Annotated in this window: 19 protein-coding genes and 1 CRISPR repeat array; of the genes, 16 read left to right on the top strand and 3 right to left on the bottom strand. The window is 41.4% G+C overall.

Annotated elements, in window-relative coordinates:
* Nucleotide 1: 1 nt before the first annotated feature.
* From PCORN_RS20415 to PCORN_RS12130, 12 genes are all read left to right on the top strand, one after another.
* Nucleotides 2-1,150, top strand: a complete 1,149-nt coding sequence (locus tag PCORN_RS20415) for an RHS repeat-associated core domain-containing protein (RefSeq protein WP_241433180.1) — start codon at nucleotides 2-4, stop codon at nucleotides 1,148-1,150.
* 660 nt (nucleotides 1,151-1,810) lie between these two features.
* Complete coding sequence (locus tag PCORN_RS20410) at nucleotides 1,811-2,218, top strand: polymorphic toxin type 33 domain-containing protein (RefSeq protein ID WP_241433177.1); 408 nt, start codon at nucleotides 1,811-1,813, stop codon at nucleotides 2,216-2,218.
* Between the two features lie 33 nt (nucleotides 2,219-2,251).
* Nucleotides 2,252-2,656 carry a DUF4279 domain-containing protein gene (locus PCORN_RS12165; protein WP_036080945.1) on the top strand — a complete coding sequence of 135 codons (405 nt, stop codon included), beginning with the start codon at nucleotides 2,252-2,254 and terminating at the stop codon, nucleotides 2,654-2,656.
* Nucleotides 2,657-2,772: 116 nt separating this feature from the next.
* Entirely contained in the window at nucleotides 2,773-3,153 is a 381-nt protein-coding gene (locus tag PCORN_RS12160) for a hypothetical protein (RefSeq protein ID WP_241433176.1), read from the top strand.
* Nucleotides 3,122-3,310, top strand: coding sequence for a hypothetical protein (locus PCORN_RS20405; RefSeq protein ID WP_241433175.1), 189 nt, complete (start codon nucleotides 3,122-3,124; stop codon nucleotides 3,308-3,310). The genes PCORN_RS12160 and PCORN_RS20405 overlap by 32 nt, the downstream gene beginning before the upstream one ends.
* A gap of 137 nt (nucleotides 3,311-3,447) precedes the next feature.
* Nucleotides 3,448-3,879 carry a hypothetical protein gene (locus tag PCORN_RS12155; protein WP_036080942.1) on the top strand — a complete coding sequence of 144 codons (432 nt, stop codon included), beginning with the start codon at nucleotides 3,448-3,450 and terminating at the stop codon, nucleotides 3,877-3,879.
* A gap of 127 nt (nucleotides 3,880-4,006) precedes the next feature.
* Nucleotides 4,007-4,273 (top strand): hypothetical protein, encoded by a 267-nt coding sequence (locus PCORN_RS12150; protein ID WP_149024348.1) that lies wholly within the window; start codon nucleotides 4,007-4,009, stop codon nucleotides 4,271-4,273.
* 77 nt (nucleotides 4,274-4,350) lie between these two features.
* Nucleotides 4,351-4,494 (top strand): hypothetical protein, encoded by a 144-nt coding sequence (locus tag PCORN_RS19390; protein WP_159102584.1) that lies wholly within the window; start codon nucleotides 4,351-4,353, stop codon nucleotides 4,492-4,494.
* A gap of 36 nt (nucleotides 4,495-4,530) precedes the next feature.
* Nucleotides 4,531-4,695 (top strand): hypothetical protein, encoded by a 165-nt coding sequence (locus PCORN_RS19385; RefSeq protein ID WP_159102583.1) that lies wholly within the window; start codon nucleotides 4,531-4,533, stop codon nucleotides 4,693-4,695.
* 561 nt (nucleotides 4,696-5,256) lie between these two features.
* Nucleotides 5,257-5,622, top strand: coding sequence for a hypothetical protein (locus PCORN_RS12140; protein WP_036080934.1), 366 nt, complete (start codon nucleotides 5,257-5,259; stop codon nucleotides 5,620-5,622).
* Nucleotides 5,623-5,746: 124 nt separating this feature from the next.
* Nucleotides 5,747-6,163: an arsenate reductase ArsC gene (locus PCORN_RS12135; RefSeq protein WP_036080931.1), complete on the top strand. Its 417-nt coding sequence runs from the start codon at nucleotides 5,747-5,749 to the stop codon at nucleotides 6,161-6,163.
* 152 nt (nucleotides 6,164-6,315) lie between these two features.
* Nucleotides 6,316-6,945 carry a plasmid pRiA4b ORF-3 family protein gene (locus tag PCORN_RS12130; RefSeq protein ID WP_036080928.1) on the top strand — a complete coding sequence of 210 codons (630 nt, stop codon included), beginning with the start codon at nucleotides 6,316-6,318 and terminating at the stop codon, nucleotides 6,943-6,945.
* Nucleotides 6,946-7,071: 126 nt separating this feature from the next.
* On the opposite strand, the gene relB is transcribed toward PCORN_RS12130, so the two are convergent.
* Together relB and PCORN_RS12120 are read right to left on the bottom strand one after the other, a co-directional pair.
* Nucleotides 7,072-7,293, bottom strand: a complete 222-nt coding sequence (gene relB / locus PCORN_RS12125) for a type II toxin-antitoxin system RelB family antitoxin (RefSeq protein ID WP_036080925.1) — start codon at nucleotides 7,291-7,293, stop codon at nucleotides 7,072-7,074.
* Between the two features lie 289 nt (nucleotides 7,294-7,582).
* Nucleotides 7,583-8,476, bottom strand: a complete 894-nt coding sequence (locus tag PCORN_RS12120; protein WP_036080922.1) for a LysR family transcriptional regulator — start codon at nucleotides 8,474-8,476, stop codon at nucleotides 7,583-7,585.
* A gap of 218 nt (nucleotides 8,477-8,694) precedes the next feature.
* Between PCORN_RS12120 and gltB the strand changes: the two genes are divergently transcribed.
* The 4 genes from gltB (at nucleotide 8,695) to PCORN_RS12100 (ending at nucleotide 17,069) form a co-directional block, all read left to right on the top strand.
* Complete coding sequence (gene gltB / locus PCORN_RS12115; RefSeq protein ID WP_036080919.1) at nucleotides 8,695-13,290, top strand: glutamate synthase large subunit; 4,596 nt, start codon at nucleotides 8,695-8,697, stop codon at nucleotides 13,288-13,290.
* Nucleotides 13,291-13,308: 18 nt separating this feature from the next.
* Nucleotides 13,309-14,778 carry a glutamate synthase subunit beta gene (locus PCORN_RS12110; RefSeq protein ID WP_036080916.1) on the top strand — a complete coding sequence of 490 codons (1,470 nt, stop codon included), beginning with the start codon at nucleotides 13,309-13,311 and terminating at the stop codon, nucleotides 14,776-14,778.
* A 212-nt stretch (nucleotides 14,779-14,990) separates the two neighbouring features.
* Nucleotides 14,991-16,143: direct repeats of the CRISPR family, unit length 30 nt; unit sequence GTTTTTATCTAAGTAATGTGAAATGTAAAT.
* Between the two features lie 115 nt (nucleotides 16,144-16,258).
* Nucleotides 16,259-16,429, top strand: coding sequence for a hypothetical protein (locus PCORN_RS19840; RefSeq protein ID WP_206537447.1), 171 nt, complete (start codon nucleotides 16,259-16,261; stop codon nucleotides 16,427-16,429).
* A gap of 19 nt (nucleotides 16,430-16,448) precedes the next feature.
* Nucleotides 16,449-17,069 carry a hypothetical protein gene (locus PCORN_RS12100; RefSeq protein WP_036080910.1) on the top strand — a complete coding sequence of 207 codons (621 nt, stop codon included), beginning with the start codon at nucleotides 16,449-16,451 and terminating at the stop codon, nucleotides 17,067-17,069.
* Nucleotides 17,070-17,266: 197 nt separating this feature from the next.
* Here the strand turns inward: PCORN_RS12100 and PCORN_RS12095 are convergent, their stop codons facing one another.
* Nucleotides 17,267-17,581, bottom strand: coding sequence for a DUF1433 domain-containing protein (locus PCORN_RS12095; protein WP_051999433.1), 315 nt, complete (start codon nucleotides 17,579-17,581; stop codon nucleotides 17,267-17,269).
* Nucleotides 17,582-17,679: the final 98 nt, after the last annotated feature.

Below are 17,679 nucleotides of genomic sequence, written 5' to 3'. Positions count from 1 at the left end.
AATGATCCAAGCCGATGGAGACGCCGATACAACCTACACCCATGACAAAAACGGAAACATTACCAAAAAAGCACTAAGAAGTGGTAAAGTAGAAACATACACGTACAACGGTGAAAACCAACTCATCCAATCCGCTGACAACGAAGGCCACGTCACGACCTACAGCTACGACGCATTTGGCAACCGGATTGGCAAAGAAACGATCACCGACAAAACCAAAGAAGTCACAGGCACCCTCAGCGAATGGATCACCACCTACGACAAACAAGCCAAAGACAACTTAAAAGTAACACCAGGTAAAACAGCCACAGAAGGCGCGACAACGAAGCAAAAAGAATCCACAACTAAAACCGAGAGCCTAGCCAAACAACTCGAAAAACGCGCGTCTGGCGATTTTGAAGGGTGTTCTCCAATCGCCGAAGAAGGCAGCGACGTCGTGACGAAAGACAACAGCACGAAAACAACGACATCTGAAGAAGGCACAACCACGAAAACCAAAGACGGCATTCAAGGCAAAACAGAGCTGAAAGAAAGCGATGGTGGCAGCTCGACAAGCACCGAACGCACGACAGAAACAACCAAATCCGTCGGGTACCAAGCCATCACAACGATTCGCTACATCAACGATCTCACCCAAGAATACACCCAAGTCGCACAACTCGACGAAACCACCGAAGACAACGGCGAAACGACGGAAACCAGCACCGATTACCGCTTTGGCGAAGACGACCAAATCCTTGGTACCGAAGACGAAAGCTACCACGAAAACGGCTTGACAGACATCGTGGGCAAGATCGATGCAAGCGGCGAGGAAAGCACAGATTACGACTATACCGATTACGGTACAGCAATCGCAGCCGCACCAATGGCCAACCAAATCGGATACCGCGCGCAAATGCACGACACTAGCGACAGTCAAAACTTACGCGCACGGAATTACGACACCAACACCGGTCGATTCCTACAAGCCGACAGCTATCGCGGCGCCCTAGACGATCCACGAAGCCAAAACCGCTACATTTATGGCGGCAACAATCCCAATTCCTATGGCGATCCGAGCGGTCACTTCATGAATTGGCTGAAGAAAAAAGGGAAGAAACTCAAAAACAAAGCCAAAAAAAGCAGCGAAGAAACTCGGCAAGAGCATTAAAAAAAGCGGTGAAAAAAAGTCAAGAAAGCTATCAAGAAAACCGTTAAAAAAAGTGAAGCGCGTCATCAAGAAAATCAAGCGAGCGGCTAAAAAAAGTCTACAAAAAAAATCAAACGTGCCGCGAAAAAAAGCAGTGACAAAAGTCAAACGCGCGGTGAAGAAATTCAAAAAAAACTGCCACAAAATCGATCAAGCAAATTGGAAAAGCAGCGAAAAAAAATATACAAAAAAAGCAAAAAAAAATCACCCAGAAAAAAAATAAAAAAAAATCAAAACGCTCCGTGAAAAAGACCATACAAACATTCAAAAAAGTTGGTAAAAGCATGCTTGCTAAAGGAAAAAGCCTTGTTAAATCTGTACCGAAAAAAGCAGGTAAATACGTAGGGAAGACCATAGCAAAAATAAAAACCAGCCCAACAATCAAAAAAACTAGTCAAAAACCAAATTGCACATCAAATACGCCTACAAAAAGTATGGACATCCGTCTGTAAAGGCATTGCACCACTGAGTACAGGTATTGTCGATGGCCTAGCAAGTAATGGAACCTTTGGAATTGTCGGGACAATCGGTAAAAATGAAGAGGTTAATAAAGACAACAATCTCTATCACATCGGAAAAGTCTTAACAGACCTTGGCAGTATTCTTATAGGGAATGTAGGAATGACAGCTGGTTTGACGCTAACAGGTGGAGGTGCAGTTGCAGCGGTTCCAAGTGGGGGCTTATCCATTGGGACAGTAAGCGCTGGCGGGCTAGCCCTTACTACAGGAAGTGCGGCATTAACCACAAGTGGATTTAAAAACCTTATTAGTGATGGTAGAGATCTCATTTCTAATATTAAGAGTGGGTCAGGAAAATCAAAAACTAGTAATCCAACAAACATAAAAATGGCAAAGGACAATTATTTGAAACAAAACGGAATTGATGCTCATGAAGTCAAACAAGATGTAGTAGGGAAAAAGAATATAGCACAGTATGATATTTATATTGACAAGGATACTGGACAATTATGGGTTTACAGAAAAGGTGGAAAAGGTGAGGGTATTCCGACTGGCGAATACATTAAGTAATAATAGCCCAAACTGGATTTAGGAGGTATTCAATTGAGTAAAACAACCGTTAAGGCAGAATTTGTCGCAGAGGGAGACTATTTGGAACCAGAAATTATATCAGGATTAATGCAAATTAATCCTGATGAAGCTTGGCGTAAAGGAGAGCAAATAGCAAACAAACAAAAGAATAGGCGGACGGGGAGTTGGTCAATAGGGACTAATTTTGAAGAGTCATTTGATGTTAATGAGCAACTATCTAAAATAACAATTATGCTAGAATCAAAAAAAGATGCGTTGCAAAGCATGAGAGAAACATACAACTTAGAATATGCTTTTATAATTACTATAAAGATAGAGAATAATTCAAAACCAGCCATACATTTTAATAGTGATCTGATTCGCTTTGCCGATCTAATAAAAGCTGAGATAGGAGTAGATTTATATATTTACTCCTAGATAAGAGCATCATATGACTTAAAACAAAGGTATCCAAATAGAAAACTAATCCCATTTGCTAAAAGAGACGATAATGACGATATGCCTTAAGCTTAAATTAAGGAGATGATAAAATTATGGATTTTTTTATTCAAGCAAATACACCACGAAAAACTGGGGCTTTTGAAGATGATGATTATGATCTATCGACTGCTATAGAAACAATATTCCCGATGCTTACAGAAGATGCAATTCTAATCTGGAATCATATATATGTTCCTTTATCATACAAATATGATATAAGCTGTATGATGGATGATATAATTAAAATGATAAATAGTATAAGATCATCATCCTCAGGAGAATTGCAAATCAGATGGCCATCAAATACATTTGCATGTACATGGGATATAGTATGGGAAAATGATGTAATCACTGTAGTGGCTTTTTGGGAAACAGTTGTAAGGGATACGGTGGAATTGTTGAATGCAAAAAACAAGCATTACTATGGAATCTGAAAAATTCATGAATGAATGGAAACAGCTACTGAGTAATGTCCGAGGAGCATTGTTGTTCTCAGGCTATGATGTTAATGAATTGAGTGGTATGGACAATTTTATCGAAGAGTACAATGCAATAAAAAACTTAGGAGTATTATATAATTTTGAAGATTAGTTTTATTGAGATGATAGTGTGTAATTTAGACTGTTTTATATCTAAATTCTTGTAGGCCTATCATGTGAAACAAGCCAAGAGAAACACTAACAGTTCTCTTGGCATACATATAGATGATTTACTAATGGGGGATTAAAATGGCAATATGGCAATTTGAGTTTGATGTTATTCCTGAGAAAGAAAAAAATCATAAGGAAGGAGCATGGAAAAGGAACATAATTTCTATAGAATCATTACAATATTTAGAAGAAATATTACCTAAAGAACCTAGTTGGACGGGGGATATATGTCAATATGGAAAAATTGATGAGACATGCATTGAATTTTTCTATGATGACAATAACCTATCAGATATTCATGTCAAATTGGATTTGCGAAACTTAACCAAAAAGCATTTATCAACAATCATTAATTTTATAAAAATTAATGATGCTGTATTAATGGTAAACGGGTGCCATGTGAAACCGAGTTTGGTAGATATTGCGCAAGAAATAAAGAAATCCCAAGCATACAGGTTTATTAATGATCCTTTAGAAACCTTACTTTCTGGATATGGTAAGGATGATTAGTCAAATTAATTTAACAAAGATGTTTTTATAAATATCTTTATGCGAAAACAAACCAAGAGAGTAATAATAGCTCTCTTGGAGTACTTTTCAATCATATAAAATAGTGGATGATGCTGGTGCTCTGTCGGTGTATGAAACGACTGATTTTAAGGTTATCAATGAGGATCTTACTGGTTATGTATTACAGCGAGGCGAAAATGAGTATGTACATAATTTGATTGCTTATCCCAGTTTTTATGAGGATTATTATAATGATAATAATCAAGCTAGAGAAAATTTGATGAGGGTAATGCAAGGGATTTATGAGAAAGATTGCTCGAAAGAAGATTTGGTAGATTTTATTTGTTGTGATGATTATTCTGATGATATGAAGTGCATTTTTCTGGGATTTTAGCATCAAGAACTGAGGAAATTGATACGGTACTATTATTGGGCTACTTTCATTTAGAATATTTAAGGAAAGATATGATATTGACGAAATCATTGTTTGTCTTGTTGGCTAGATCTAAGAATGAGGATGTGTATCATTTCTTTTTAGCGTATCTTCCTGAGAATGCGGGGCTATGTGAAGAAATAGACGAGATAGTTCGGATTTATTTTGATAATTACTATTGAGACGTTGATTAGTATTTTTAAAGGGGGAAATCAAGTTTGGATAGAGACGATGTTTTGGAGTTGGCGAAAAATATTAATCATGAATATGAAGTTGGGATACGGTCGGAAATTAATTCTTTTTTTGAGTATAGAGAAGATGTGGCTGTTTTTGATTTAGTCTTTAATCGTGATGGAGATTTTTTCAGTTGGATGTGCAAATAAAAAATTTAGTCATCATTCTGCGGATGATCTTTTCCTAGCGCTAGTCCGGTTTATTGAATACAAAAACGCGACATTTTATGTGCAAGAAAGAAAGGAGAATATGACATGTTGTCAAATGCTATCAAGTACGCATGACAAAAAAGGTTTCCTTTTAGATCTGAAAATTGGCTGATGAGTCCGAATTATTGTATAAAACGGTGTAGACGGGATCAATTCCACTGATTAAAGATAATTATTTACGCAATCAATATCTAATTTTATTGTTGTATCTTTATAGTAGTACTTGTCGTAAAAAAACTTTTTTCGGGTTCTAAAGTATAGTTCAGGCTTGATATACTTGACTTGGTATAGCAGCTTTCTTAACATTTAAAAATCAAGTTCTGCAGAATTATCATGAATTTTTTTACCTATATCCAATGAATTAACCCAAGAAAAGTGATTTTCTGCTCTCGGATACATGTAAGCGCTTCGTTTGAAGGTGAATAGACTAGGCAAAATATTGCTAATTATGTATAATACGGTATAGGGTATCAATCAGAGGACAATAGGAGGTTTTGTTTAGTGAATAAACAGCTAGTTGCTGAATCATTTTCAATAGGGCGTTTTGAGGAAATATATTCATACTTATCCGACTCCATCGAATGGAATATTGTTGGTGAAGATACTATAGCAGGAGTAGAAAGTGTAATTAGTAAATGCGAGAAAACAAGTGTGTATTTTAAATCAGTCACTACAAAATTCACTATCAAAAATATAATTATGGAAAATCATCAGGTTGTCATAAACGGACTGGCGGTTTTTGATAAAAATGATGAAATATCTTGTATCAATGCGTGTGATATATATACTTTTAATGACAGTGGACTTCTTCAAAAAATTGAGTCTTATTGCATTGCTGTAGAAGAAAATTTGCCAAATATACAATAAAGCACAGAGCCACTGATGGTAATCAATGATGGAATTAAACATTAATCTAGTAGAAAACAAGAATATATATACTAGGAATAAAGTATTCAGCAACAATTTAAAATAATGAAGAGGTGCTTAAATAATGATGAAAATTGCGTTTATCTGTATTCACAATTCTTGCCGTTCACAGATGGCGGAAGCATGGGGGAATAAATTATTAAGTGATATTAGTGAAATTTACTCTGCGGGTACGGAAGATTATCCCGAAGTAAAGCCGTTAGCAGTAGCGGTTATGAGTGAAGTTGGGATGGATACCTCAGATCAGTATCCAAAATTATTAAAAGATATGCCTCAAAAGCTTGATATTTTGATTACTATGGGGTGTGGAGTGGAATGCCCATATGTGCCAGCTAATTATAGAGAAGACTGGGGTTTAGATGATCCAAGTGGTGGTCCGATTGAAGATTTCCGTATTACTCGTGATTCAATAGAAGAAAAAGTTATGCAGCTTAGAGAAAGAATCTTAAATGGAGATTTTAAGAATAAGCATGCTAACTGAATATAATATTAAGTGAACTGATTTTCATGATCCAAAAACGTCGCAGCCCAATGGTTTTCAGATTACTCAAAGATGCCATTTTTACACGTTAAAGGAAATAACCATCTATGATATACTATATCTAATATATATTATTTAGAAAGAGGTGCAAGATGAAGGCATACTTATTAGATATTACATTACGAGATTGCGAGCCAGGGATAAGTCGGCGCGTTATTTTGCCAGCAGAAATTACTTTTGAACAATTACACCGTGTGATTCAGGCAGCCATGGGATGGGAGGATTCTCATCTTTATGAATTTATTTTAGACGAGGCGCAAACACAAATTTTAGATGATATGGTTTATGATGATATGAAGGCGCAACAAAAATATTATCAAACGCTATCTGTGAAAGATTTAGCGAAAATGCCGAATCCTTTTTTAGCAAAATTAAAGATTCGTAAGCCTAGGGCGAAGATTGATCAGTATCTGGAAAAAGGAATGGTTTTTCAGTATGTCTATGATTTTGGTGACGATTGGATTCATGATATTCAGGTAGTAGAAATAAAAGACAATTATGAAGTTAATTATCCAGAAGTGTTATCTTTTGAGGGTGGTTATCCTATCGAGGATTGTGGGGGCCCACCTGGTTACGCAGAAATTCATCATGTCATGTCCAATCCCAATCATCCGGAATACGAGGATATGAAAGGTTGGATAGATCCAAATTGGGATGCTCCATATGATCTGGATTATGCAAATATCTATATGGGGGCCTATTTGCAATTAAAACGGAAATAGGTAGGATGCTTCGTAATTCGAAACGTGTATTCTGCGCTATATCAGAGATGGAATGAATGAATAAAGCCCCTATCCCTGGCTTGAGATGGGGGCTTCATTTTAGTTATCTTTCATGATAGCCATCATTCATACATCAAGTACCTTTTTCATCTCTTGAAGAGAGATACTTTCATCTTTCACATAATCTGCGGGCAGTGCTTTTTTGTATAAGTCTAAGTCGATTTGATTTTCTAGGCTTTCTAGAATTTGGTTTCGACTAAGTTCAGATATGGATATTCCGTTAAAATCGGCCATTCTTTGGATAAATTCTTTTTCTTCATCAGAAACGCAAAATGTGATAGTAGTCATTGGTTACGACTCCTTCCGATGTATGTGCTTTACTTTATAAAAATTGTAATACATATGTGTACAAAAAGGAAGTCTGAGAGTTTACAACATCAATCGTGTTACTAATTTTAAAGGAGCAGTCAAATGCAGAATAACAAAACGAAAAATAATCAATACTTACTGAAGAAGTGGGCACTGGCCTATGAGTATAAACAAAGGGGAAACGAATAAAAATCCGCAGAGATGCTAGAACGATGTAAAAAGACTGCCCCATTCGGTATCATGCTGCACAAAATGAAATCTTAATATGCTATTTTCCTTCTTCAAAATACCCCAACAAAAAATCACGGAACAGTTTCTCGGACGGCGACATGTTCCGTCTTTTTGTCGTGATAATCCCAACCGACCGCCGCAATTCCTGATCCATCAGCGCAATGCTCCGCGTTTCCTTAAATATCGCCCCATCCAAAATCATCTCTGGCAAAATGCTAATTCCAAGCCCAGCGCCAACTAACCCCTGAATCGTGTGGAAATCGCGGCTTTGAAAAATCGTCTCGAGCTCAATGCCCTTCATCCGCGCTGTATCTTCTACTAAATGATACAAATCGAAATCTTGCGGGTACAAAATAAATTTCTCGTCAGCCAAATCCGCAAGCGCAACCGAATGTTTCCCAGCCAACCGATGCCCGCTCGGCACAATCAACTTCAACTTCTCATCAAAAAAGCGATGCGGCATAATCTCGTCATCTTCCTCTGGCACCGGCGATAAAAACGTCACATCAAGCGCTCCAGTCACTAACATCTGCTTCAAATCCCGATTCGAACCTTCCATAAAGCGATACGTGATTTGCGGATACTTCTCCCGAAACGCAGAAATAACGGCTGGCAGAACTTTTGTAGCAATCGAGTTTGGAAGTCCAATCCGAATCTCGCCAATCGTCGGGTCGGCGTATTCTTCCACGATTGCCTGGGCCTTTTGCAATTCCTGTAAGCCGATTTTGGCTTGGCGCAAGAAATCCTGACCTACCGCTGTCAGTTGCATGTTGCGGCCAATCCGGTCGAACAGCTTGATTCCGAGCTCTTCCTCGAGTTTTGTTATCTGTCTACTGACGGCAGATTGGGCGACGTGTAAATTTTCCGATGCTTGGGTCATATGTTCCACGCGCGCCACTTCGATAAAGTACTTCAATTGTCGTAACTCCATTGCTTGCCTCCGATTCATCTCGAAATGAGATCGTTTTATTCTATTATATATATTGTTTCGATAAATGAAAAGGATTAGAATAGATATTACACCAAAACGTTACAAATTAGAAAATAATGGGTAGAATATAGAACGGGATGGAAATACATAATTACGGTCAGTTAGTTGGGGATCGAATTATCTGAACTCTTAAAAAATAGGCACGAGGAGGAATTAGGATGAAACAGACGAATATGCCTGAAAAACATGGATTGTATGATCCAAAAAATGAACATGACGCTTGTGGTATTGGTTTTGTAGCGAATATTAAAGGGCGTTCTTCGCATAAAATTGTCGAGCAGGGAATTCATATGCTTTGCCAGCTGAAGCATCGTGGCGGCGAAGTTGGTGGGGATACGGGCGATGGTGCGGGGATTCTTCTGGAAATTTCGGATGATTTCTTCCGCGATGCTTGTGCGCAAATCGATATTGTATTACCTGAAAAATATCATTATGCGGTTGGGATGTTTAATTTCCCGCAAAACGCAGCACAACGTCAAATTTTACAAGCGGCGACGGAGTGTTTTATCGAGCAAGAGGGTCAAACGTTCTTAGGATGGCGCAAGTTGCCAACGGATGTGACGAAGGTTGGGCTGGGTGCGCAAAAAACGGAACCGGCTGTGTATCAACTTTTTATCGCGAAGGATGAGGCGCTGGATGAGGAAGCTTTTGAGCGCAAATTATACTTAATTCGGAAACAGGTTGAGAATTTTGCGATGGGCGATGCGCGGATTACGGAAACGTTTTATGTGCCGAGTTTGTCGACGCGGACGGTTATTTTTAAAGGGATGTTGACGCCGGAACAGATTAATCAGTATTATTTGGACTTGGCGGATCCTGCTTATACGTCGGCTTACGCGCTGGTGCATTCACGTTTTAGTACGAATACGTTTCCGAGTTGGGAACGGGCGCATCCGTATCGTTATTTGATTCATAATGGGGAAATTAATACGCAGCGCGGGAATTTGAATTGGATGAAGGCTCGTGAGAAACGCGCGGAATCGGATTTGTTTGGCGCGGATTTGGCGAAACTTTTGCCGGTCATTGATGAGGATGGAAGTGACTCGGCGACGCTTGATAATGCGTTGGAATTCTTGGTGCAGACGGGGCGGACGTTGCCTCACGCGGCGATGATGTTGATTCCGGAGCCTTGGGATAAAAATAAGGCGATGACGGATCCGAAGCGGGCGTTTTATGAGTACCACAGTACGCTGATGGAGCCTTGGGATGGGCCGACGTCGATTTCGTTTACGAACGGGCGCGTGATTGGGACCATTTTGGACCGGAATGGGTTGCGTCCTGCGCGTTATTATGAGACGAAAGACCACACGATTATTTATTCTTCGGAGACGGGCGTTGTGCCAGTTGCGCCGGAGGAAGTGATCCGCAAAGTGACGGTTGGCGCGGGTACAATGTTGTTGATTGATTTGGAAAAAGGCGAGATTATTTCGGATGATGTGATTAAATCGGAGTTGACGACGGAAAAGCCGTATCGTGAATGGCTGGATGCGGAGCTGACGGAGATTGGGACGTTGACGGATAAGGATCGTTTGGAATATATTTCATTGAATAAGAAGGATTGCTTCAAGTTGCAGCGGGCGTATGGTTATACGCAGGACGAGCTGAGCAAAATCTTGATTCCGATGGTAACGGAGAAAAAGGATCCGATGGGGGCGATGGGTTACGATGCGCCGCTTGCTGTGCTTTCTTTCCGACCGCAGTTGTTATTTAACTATTTCAAGCAGTTGTTTGCACAGGTGACGAATCCGCCGATTGATGGTTTGCGTGAGGAGTCGGTTATTTCGACGATGACGTTGCTTGGAAATGAGGGCAATATTTTAAACCCGACGGCGCAAAATGCGAACCGAATCCGTTTAGAGACGCCGATTTTGTCCCGGAAACAGTATGCTTCGATTGCGCTACAGAAGAAATTTGCGAAACCGACAGCCTTCATTAATGCGTTGTTTAAAGCGGAGGAAAAGGAGAATTTGGCGGAAGTACTGGATCGACTTTTTGCGGAAGCGGATGCGAAAATTGAGGCTGGCGCGGAGTTGCTCGTGATTACGGATGACGGCACGAACGATGAGTTTATCGGGATTCCGGCGTTGCTTGTGACGAGCGGACTACATCATCATTTGGTGAAACGTGGGACGCGGATGAAGGTGAGTTTGATCGTGAAAACGGCGGAGGCTCGCGACGTGCATCATTGTGCGATGTTGGTTGGCTACGGTGCGGACGCGATTTTCCCATACTTGGCGATCGATGTGTTTACGAATTTGATCAAAGATGGCCGTATCAAAGGCTTTACGGTCGATGAGGCGGAGTCGCGTTACATTCAGGCGATTACGGACGGGATTTTGAAGGTCATGTCGAAAATTGGGATTTCTACCGTGCAAAGTTATCGGGGCGCGCAGATATTTGAAGCGATTGGCATTGGCAACGATGTGATTGCGGATTACTTCCCAGGAACGGCGTCGCAACTCGGCGGGATTCCGCTTGAAGTCATTGCGCAGGAGTCATGGTTGCGTCATCGCGAGGCGTTTCACGATATCGGTTTCCAAGAGTTTACGCTGAATACGGGTGGCGAATATCAATGGCGCTCGAACGGCGAATATCATGTTTTCAACCCGCTCGCAATCCATTCGTTGCAACAGGCGACGCGTGAAAATAATCGCGAAACGTACGATTTATACTCGGATTTAATGCAGAATCAAAATAATGCTTTCCTTCGTGGGTTGCTGACATTTAATTCGCTCGGTCGCAAGCCGATTCCAATCGAAGAAGTTGAGCCTGCCGAAGCAATTTTCAAACGTTTCAAATCAGGCGCGATGTCTTACGGTTCCATCAGTCAAGAGGCGCACGAGTCGCTCGCGATCGCGATGAACCGAATTGGCGGGAAAAGCAACAGCGGTGAAGGTGGCGAAAATCCAGACCGGTTCGAGCGTGACGCAAACGGCGATTGGCGTCGGAGCGCGATCAAGCAAGTCGCATCTGGTCGGTTCGGCGTAACGAGCCACTATTTGGTGAACGCGGACGAGCTGCAAATCAAGATGGCACAAGGCGCGAAACCAGGCGAGGGCGGACATTTGCCAGGCGAGAAAGTGTATCCATGGATCTCGAAAACCCGCGGATCAACGACGGGCGTAGGGCTCATCTCTCCACCACCACATCACGATATCTATTCCATCGAGGATTTATCCCAACTTATTTTTGACTTGAAAAATGCCAACAAGGACGCGCGGATTAACGTGAAACTCGTGTCGAAAACGGGAATTGGCACGATTGCAGCGGGTGTTGCGAAAGGATTTGCCGACGTGATCTTGGTCAGCGGTTATGAAGGCGGAACGGGTGCGGCGGCGCGGAGTAGTATTCGCCATACGGGTGTTCCGTGGGAAATCGGTTTGGCGGAGACACATCAAACGTTGCTGCTGAACGGCTTGCGTAATAAAGTCGTGGTGGAAACGGATGGAAAACTAATGACAGGAAAAGACGTGCTAGTTGCCGCAATGCTCGGCGCGGAAGAATACGGATTTGCGACGGCGCCGCTTGTGACGCTAGGTTGCGTGATGATGCGCGTGTGCCATATGGATACGTGTCCCGTCGGAGTTGCGACGCAGAACCCAGAACTTCGTAAAAAATTCGGTGGTTCCGCAGATTATGTCGTGAATTTTTTCAACTTTATTGTTGCTGAAATGCGCGAAACGATGGCCGAACTTGGTTTCCGCAGCCTCGAAGAAATTATCGGGCACAAAGAATATTTGGAGACCCATGAACGCAAGGAATCACATTGGAAAGCGAAACATCTCGACTTTTCCAATATGTTATATACGGACGAATTCTACCAAAGTCAAGTCCAATTTTGTACGAAAGAACAAGATCACAAAATCTACCAAACGCTTGATATGCGCGAGTTGAAAGCCGTTGTGGCACCTGCTATTGAACGTGGCGAGAAAGTCACTGGACGCTTCCCGATTCGTAATATCGATCGCGCTGTGGGCACGATTACCGGTTCTTATATCAGCAAGAAATACGGCGCGGCTGGCCTCCCAGAAGACACGATCGACCTAACCTTCACGGGTGCCGCTGGTCAAAGCTTCGGTGCCTTCGCTCCAAAAGGGATGACGCTGCGCATTGAAGGCGACGCGAATGATTACTTCGGAAAAGGGCTATCCGGCGCGAAACTCATCGTATCTCCAGACGCAAAAACACCGATTGTAGCGCATGATTCCGCGATTGTCGGAAACGTAACGCTCTACGGTGCAACAGACGGCGAAGCTTACATTCACGGAAAAGCCGGCGCACGTTTTGCCGTTCGTAACAGTGGCGCGGACGTGGTTGTCGAAGGAATTGGCGATAACGGTTGCGAATATATGACTGGCGGAACCGTGGTTGTCCTCGGCGAAACCGGCGAGAATTTTGCAGCAGGGATGTCCGGTGGTGTGGCTTACGTTTACGCCCCAGACCAAGCCGATTTCAACGCAAAAGTGAATCCAGAACTCGTGACGTGTCGAGGGATTACGACGCCGCGCGAAGAACGGAAACTACGCGAACTCGTGGAAAATCACGCGCGCTATACCGACAGCGAATTTGCCCGCAAACTACTTGCAAACTGGGAACGCGAAATCACGAATTTCGTCTACGTCATCCCGAACGAATTTGAAATCATGCTAACCCGCATCGGAAAACTAGAAGGCGAAGGCCAAACCCACGATGCTGCAGAACTTCAAGCATTTTACGAGCACAAAGACGGATTACTAGTGGAAGTAACGAAATAGGAAAGGAGCTGAAAGACAATGGGAAAACCGACAGGATTTATCGAATATGACCGAATTCCAAGCCCAGTACGCGATCCACTCACACGGACGCGCGACTGGAACGAATACAGTTTACCAATGCCCGTCGCCGATTTACAAATACAAGCCGCGCGTTGCATGGATTGCGGCGTACCATTTTGCCACACAGGTGAAGAAATCAAAAACGGCGTATCTGGCTGCCCGCTACACAACCTGATTCCCGAGTGGAACGACGCCGTGTACCGCGGAGAATGGCGCGAAGCCTTAGATCTCCTTTTAAAAACAAATAATTTCCCAGAGTTCACTGGCCGTGTTTGCCCAGCACCATGCGAAGGCTCCTGCACCGTCGCGATTTCTGAACCAGCAGTCGGCATCAAATCGATCGAAAAAGCGATTATCGACCGCGGTTTTGAAGAAGGCTGGATCCAAGCCCAAGCACCGCAAAAAAGAACCGGGAAACGCATCGCCATTATTGGCTCTGGCCCAGCAGGACTCGCGTGCGCCGACCAACTAAACAAAGCCGGCCACAACGTCACTGTTTTTGAAAAAAGCGACCGGATCGGTGGCTTGCTTATGTACGGCATCCCGACGATGAAACTTGAAAAAGACTCGATTAACCGTCGCGTCAACCTGATGGCCGAAGAAGGCGTCGAGTTCGTGACCAATGTCGAAGCCGGAAAAGACATCACGATGGCGCAATTAAAAAAAGAATATGATTCCGTCGTGCTGGCAACCGGCGCCGGAAATGCCCGCGACGTCAAGCTTCCAGGCCGCGACGCAAAAGGCATCCATTTCGCAGTCGACTACCTCACGCAAAGCATCAAAGACAACCTAGATAACAAAGGCGTCCAAAGCCTGTCCGCAGAAGGCAAAAACGTCATCGTCATCGGAGGCGGTGACACAGGCGCAGATTGCGTAGCCACAGCTCTAAGACAAGGCGCGAAAAGCATTTACCAATTCGGCTTACGCGACAAACTCCCAGACCTGCGTGCTATCCAAAACCCATGGCCACAATTTCCAAAAGTATTCCAAATGGATTACGCACACAGCGAAGCCCAAGCGGTTTACGGCGATGATCCACGTCAATACTTAGTTAGCTCCACTGAATTCATCAAAAATGAAAAAGGAGAACTTACGGGATTGCGCACCATCGATGTTGACCATGTCGACGCAGAACGCAACCTCCACGAAGTTCCAGGCTCCGAGAAAATATGGGATGCCGACATGGTGCTAATCGCGATTGGATTCGCCGGTGCCACACCATCCGTTTTTCAAGATTTCAAAGTAGGCAAAACAAAACGCCACACGATCGAAGCAGCAAAAGGTTTTTACCGTACCGACGTAGAAGGAATCTTCGCATGTGGTGACGCAAGATACGGCCAAAGCTTAGTCGTGACCGCGATTAATGAAGGACGCGAAGCCGCACGAGAAGTCGATTTCTACCTCATGGGCGAGACGTTTTTACCATAATAAACAAAGAAGGCTCAAAAATCTGTCGACCTCCAGTAGCGTAAAAACTACAGGACATCGACAGATTTTCTTTAGTGACTGGTATGAAAGGGTTTAAGCGGGTTTTGCAAGAAGTGAATGTAAGGTTATATCGGTGAAAAAGTCCATTTTGCTATCGGTCGACAGAAATGGGCTCTTGAGGTATGATGGGAGTAGGGCTGAAATAGCACGGGGTTTTTATCTAAGTAATGTGAAATGTAAATAGTCCCCAAAAAGACACAGCAGAAGGAAGAAAGTATGTTTTTATCTAAGTAATGTGAAATGTAAATGATAAAGTGGAAAACTGTCGCTTATTTTCAATGAATGTTTTTATCTAAGTAATGTGAAATGTAAATAGAATTCTGGGAAAACTTCAATAAGTTCTATGCAAAAAGTTTTTATCTAAGTAATGTGAAATGTAAATATTGGAAATGGCACTGCCACCAACCGTAAGGGCGGTGTTTTTATCTAAGTAATGTGAAATGTAAATCTCGTCCATGATCTCTTTCATCGTCTCGATGGACTCGTTTTTATCTAAGTAATGTGAAATGTAAATTCTGCAACAACTTCCCAGACAAAACGGCAGCGTTCGGTTTTTATCTAAGTAATGTGAAATGTAAATTTGTGATGCTGGGTATTTCGTGTTTCTTTGTTAACGTTTTTATCTAAGTAATGTGAAATGTAAATACAGATGAGCAGTACGCAGATCGGATTGTCATTTTGTTTTTATCTAAGTAATGTGAAATGTAAATACTAACTTGGTAGTCAGTGACGTCACACAAACAACAGTTTTTATCTAAGTAATGTGAAATGTAAATGAGCTTGATTTTGATGGGTACCGAGTTATGAAAATGGTTTTTATCTAAGTAATGTGAAATGTAAATATGGAAGTGCGAATTTTAAAAGTCGAATTATATGAGGTTTTTATCTAAGTAATGTGAAATGTAAATAATTTTTGAAATGTGTTTTCCATTTTTATCTACCCCGTTTTTATCTAAGTAATGTGAAATGTAAATACTCCTCTAAATATTATTTTAAAACGTCTTAACTTTGTTTTTATCTAAGTAATGTGAAATGTAAATAGCGTAGGCTCTTCATCTTGCACAATATTGTCGAAGAGTTTTTATCTAAGTAATGTGAAATGTAAATAAAGTACAGAGGAATAAGCGGAAGTATTTGGGCTATGTTTTTATCTAAGTAATGTGAAATGTAAATAGGCATCATTACAAAACGAGAGATAGACGACAACGGGTTTTTATCTAAGTAATGTGAAATGTGAATATCTAGGGTGTGAATTTATACCACCTTATAGGTTAAGTTTTTATCTAAGTAATGTGAAATGTAAATATATGATCTGGAATCAGATGTTGAACTTTTTCATAGTTTTTATCTAAGTAATGTAAATACCCACTTTCAAGTTCTTGATATCACATCGGGGATACAACCTTCCGGCCGTTCCATCGTGATTGAGCAACAAGAAAACGCGTATCTATATGAAACGACGATTGGAAGTGGCCAAGAACCCATGTTGGATAAAGTGAAGTTCAGTGCGTGCTTTGAACGATTTACAGTAGCGGGAAAACGGAGAGGGATGGACGTCGGATTATGGAAGTGGCGAGGAGTAGTCAAATAAGTAAAGGGGGTTTTCACGGATGAAAGTAGACATGAGAAAAGGTACAAAGGGACAACATGTGCCAAGGCAATATATTGTAATGGTAGACAATCAAATTTTTATGAAATGGCTGGATGATCCAAATCAGCCACTTTTTATGATTCCGGCAGATGTTCCAATAGTGGAGATAGATTTGGAGTACATATTTTCTTTAAAAGAGGTGGCTGATGATGTAGCTAACGAAATCGGTGGGATAGTGATTGAAATTGTGAATGGGCAGTATGAAAGAATACAATTAAATAAGCAAGTGAGCCAAGAAAATCAGTTAGAAGAGGTCCATCGATCCATACAGAAGAATAGCTTAAAACAGCAAATATTAACCTTACAACTTCAAAAAAAGAAGGAATTCAGAGATACTTTCTTTCCTATGTCCGAAGAAGCCACGAATAAAATAGACGCAGCCATTCACGGGGCAGAATCACTCCTGCAGATGGAAGGGTTCCTTCATGAAGAGCAAGCGAGTCATCGCCATACGTTACAGAAATTCCGAAAACAATTTGATACGGAGATAGAAGAAATGGAAGCAAAGGAGCAGGAGCTACTAGAAGAGGAAGAAGCTTTGTTTTCATTTCGCAGTAAAATAATCGAAATATTAGATTAGGTATTCCTAAATATAACCAACTGCAAGTAAATGCTTCTAATAGCTGGAAAGAACGGAGTACTTGTGACATATTTAAATAATGTAAAAATAATACAGTCATGGATATATTCAAACACCTTAGCTGCGCGAACAGCTAGGGTGTTTTGAATATAAGTCGTCACTCTGGCTTCCAAGCTCCAGGCCATGTTTTGAAAGTTTTATTTTGTGTTTTGTTCATCCTTTATTTCAGTAACAGACTTATCTTTGTCGTATTTTGCTAAATCCCCTAATTCTCCAGATAACCCGATACCGTTATCAAATGTATCTCCTGATATGGTAGCTGTAAAAAATAGTTTGGTGTTGTCATTGACGTAACCATTTATAAGTTTCCCCATCGGTGTTTCTTCTACATCGGTCAATTTTACATTTTCAATATCTCTATAATTGTATTTTAGATAGAGCTCAATATTTTGTTTTTTGGGGCGTGCATAAGTGTCTGATTTTCTGACGTTTTCTTGGACTTTTTTTAGCATCTTGTTTCATATTTTGGCATCCTCCTGATATAATAATAAAAAGAACTAGTGCAGTTATGATTAGAATTTTCTTCATATGTATTCACCTCATCATAATT

This window comes from Listeria cornellensis FSL F6-0969 (assembly GCF_000525855.1).
In the GTDB taxonomy this organism is placed as follows: Bacteria; Bacillota; Bacilli; order Lactobacillales; family Listeriaceae; genus Listeria_A; species Listeria_A cornellensis.
This window is presented reverse-complemented; position numbering and strand designations above follow the sequence as displayed.

Coding starts and splice junctions, on each gene's coding strand:
- PCORN_RS20415 (WP_241433180.1), top strand. CDS start 2: ATGATCCAAGCCGATGGAGACGCCGATACAACCTACACCCATGACAAA.
- PCORN_RS20410 (WP_241433177.1), top strand. CDS start 1,811: ATGACAGCTGGTTTGACGCTAACAGGTGGAGGTGCAGTTGCAGCGGTT.
- PCORN_RS12160 (WP_241433176.1), top strand. CDS start 2,773: ATGGATTTTTTTATTCAAGCAAATACACCACGAAAAACTGGGGCTTTT.
- PCORN_RS20405 (WP_241433175.1), top strand. CDS start 3,122: ATGCAAAAAACAAGCATTACTATGGAATCTGAAAAATTCATGAATGAA.
- PCORN_RS12155 (WP_036080942.1), top strand. CDS start 3,448: ATGGCAATATGGCAATTTGAGTTTGATGTTATTCCTGAGAAAGAAAAA.
- PCORN_RS12135 (WP_036080931.1), top strand. CDS start 5,747: ATGATGAAAATTGCGTTTATCTGTATTCACAATTCTTGCCGTTCACAG.
- PCORN_RS12130 (WP_036080928.1), top strand. CDS start 6,316: ATGAAGGCATACTTATTAGATATTACATTACGAGATTGCGAGCCAGGG.
- relB (WP_036080925.1), bottom strand. CDS start 7,293: ATGACTACTATCACATTTTGCGTTTCTGATGAAGAAAAAGAATTTATC.
- PCORN_RS12120 (WP_036080922.1), bottom strand. CDS start 8,476: ATGGAGTTACGACAATTGAAGTACTTTATCGAAGTGGCGCGCGTGGAA.
- gltB (WP_036080919.1), top strand. CDS start 8,695: ATGAAACAGACGAATATGCCTGAAAAACATGGATTGTATGATCCAAAA.
- PCORN_RS12110 (WP_036080916.1), top strand. CDS start 13,309: ATGGGAAAACCGACAGGATTTATCGAATATGACCGAATTCCAAGCCCA.
- PCORN_RS12100 (WP_036080910.1), top strand. CDS start 16,449: ATGAAAGTAGACATGAGAAAAGGTACAAAGGGACAACATGTGCCAAGG.
- PCORN_RS12095 (WP_051999433.1), bottom strand. CDS start 17,581: ATGCTAAAAAAAGTCCAAGAAAACGTCAGAAAATCAGACACTTATGCA.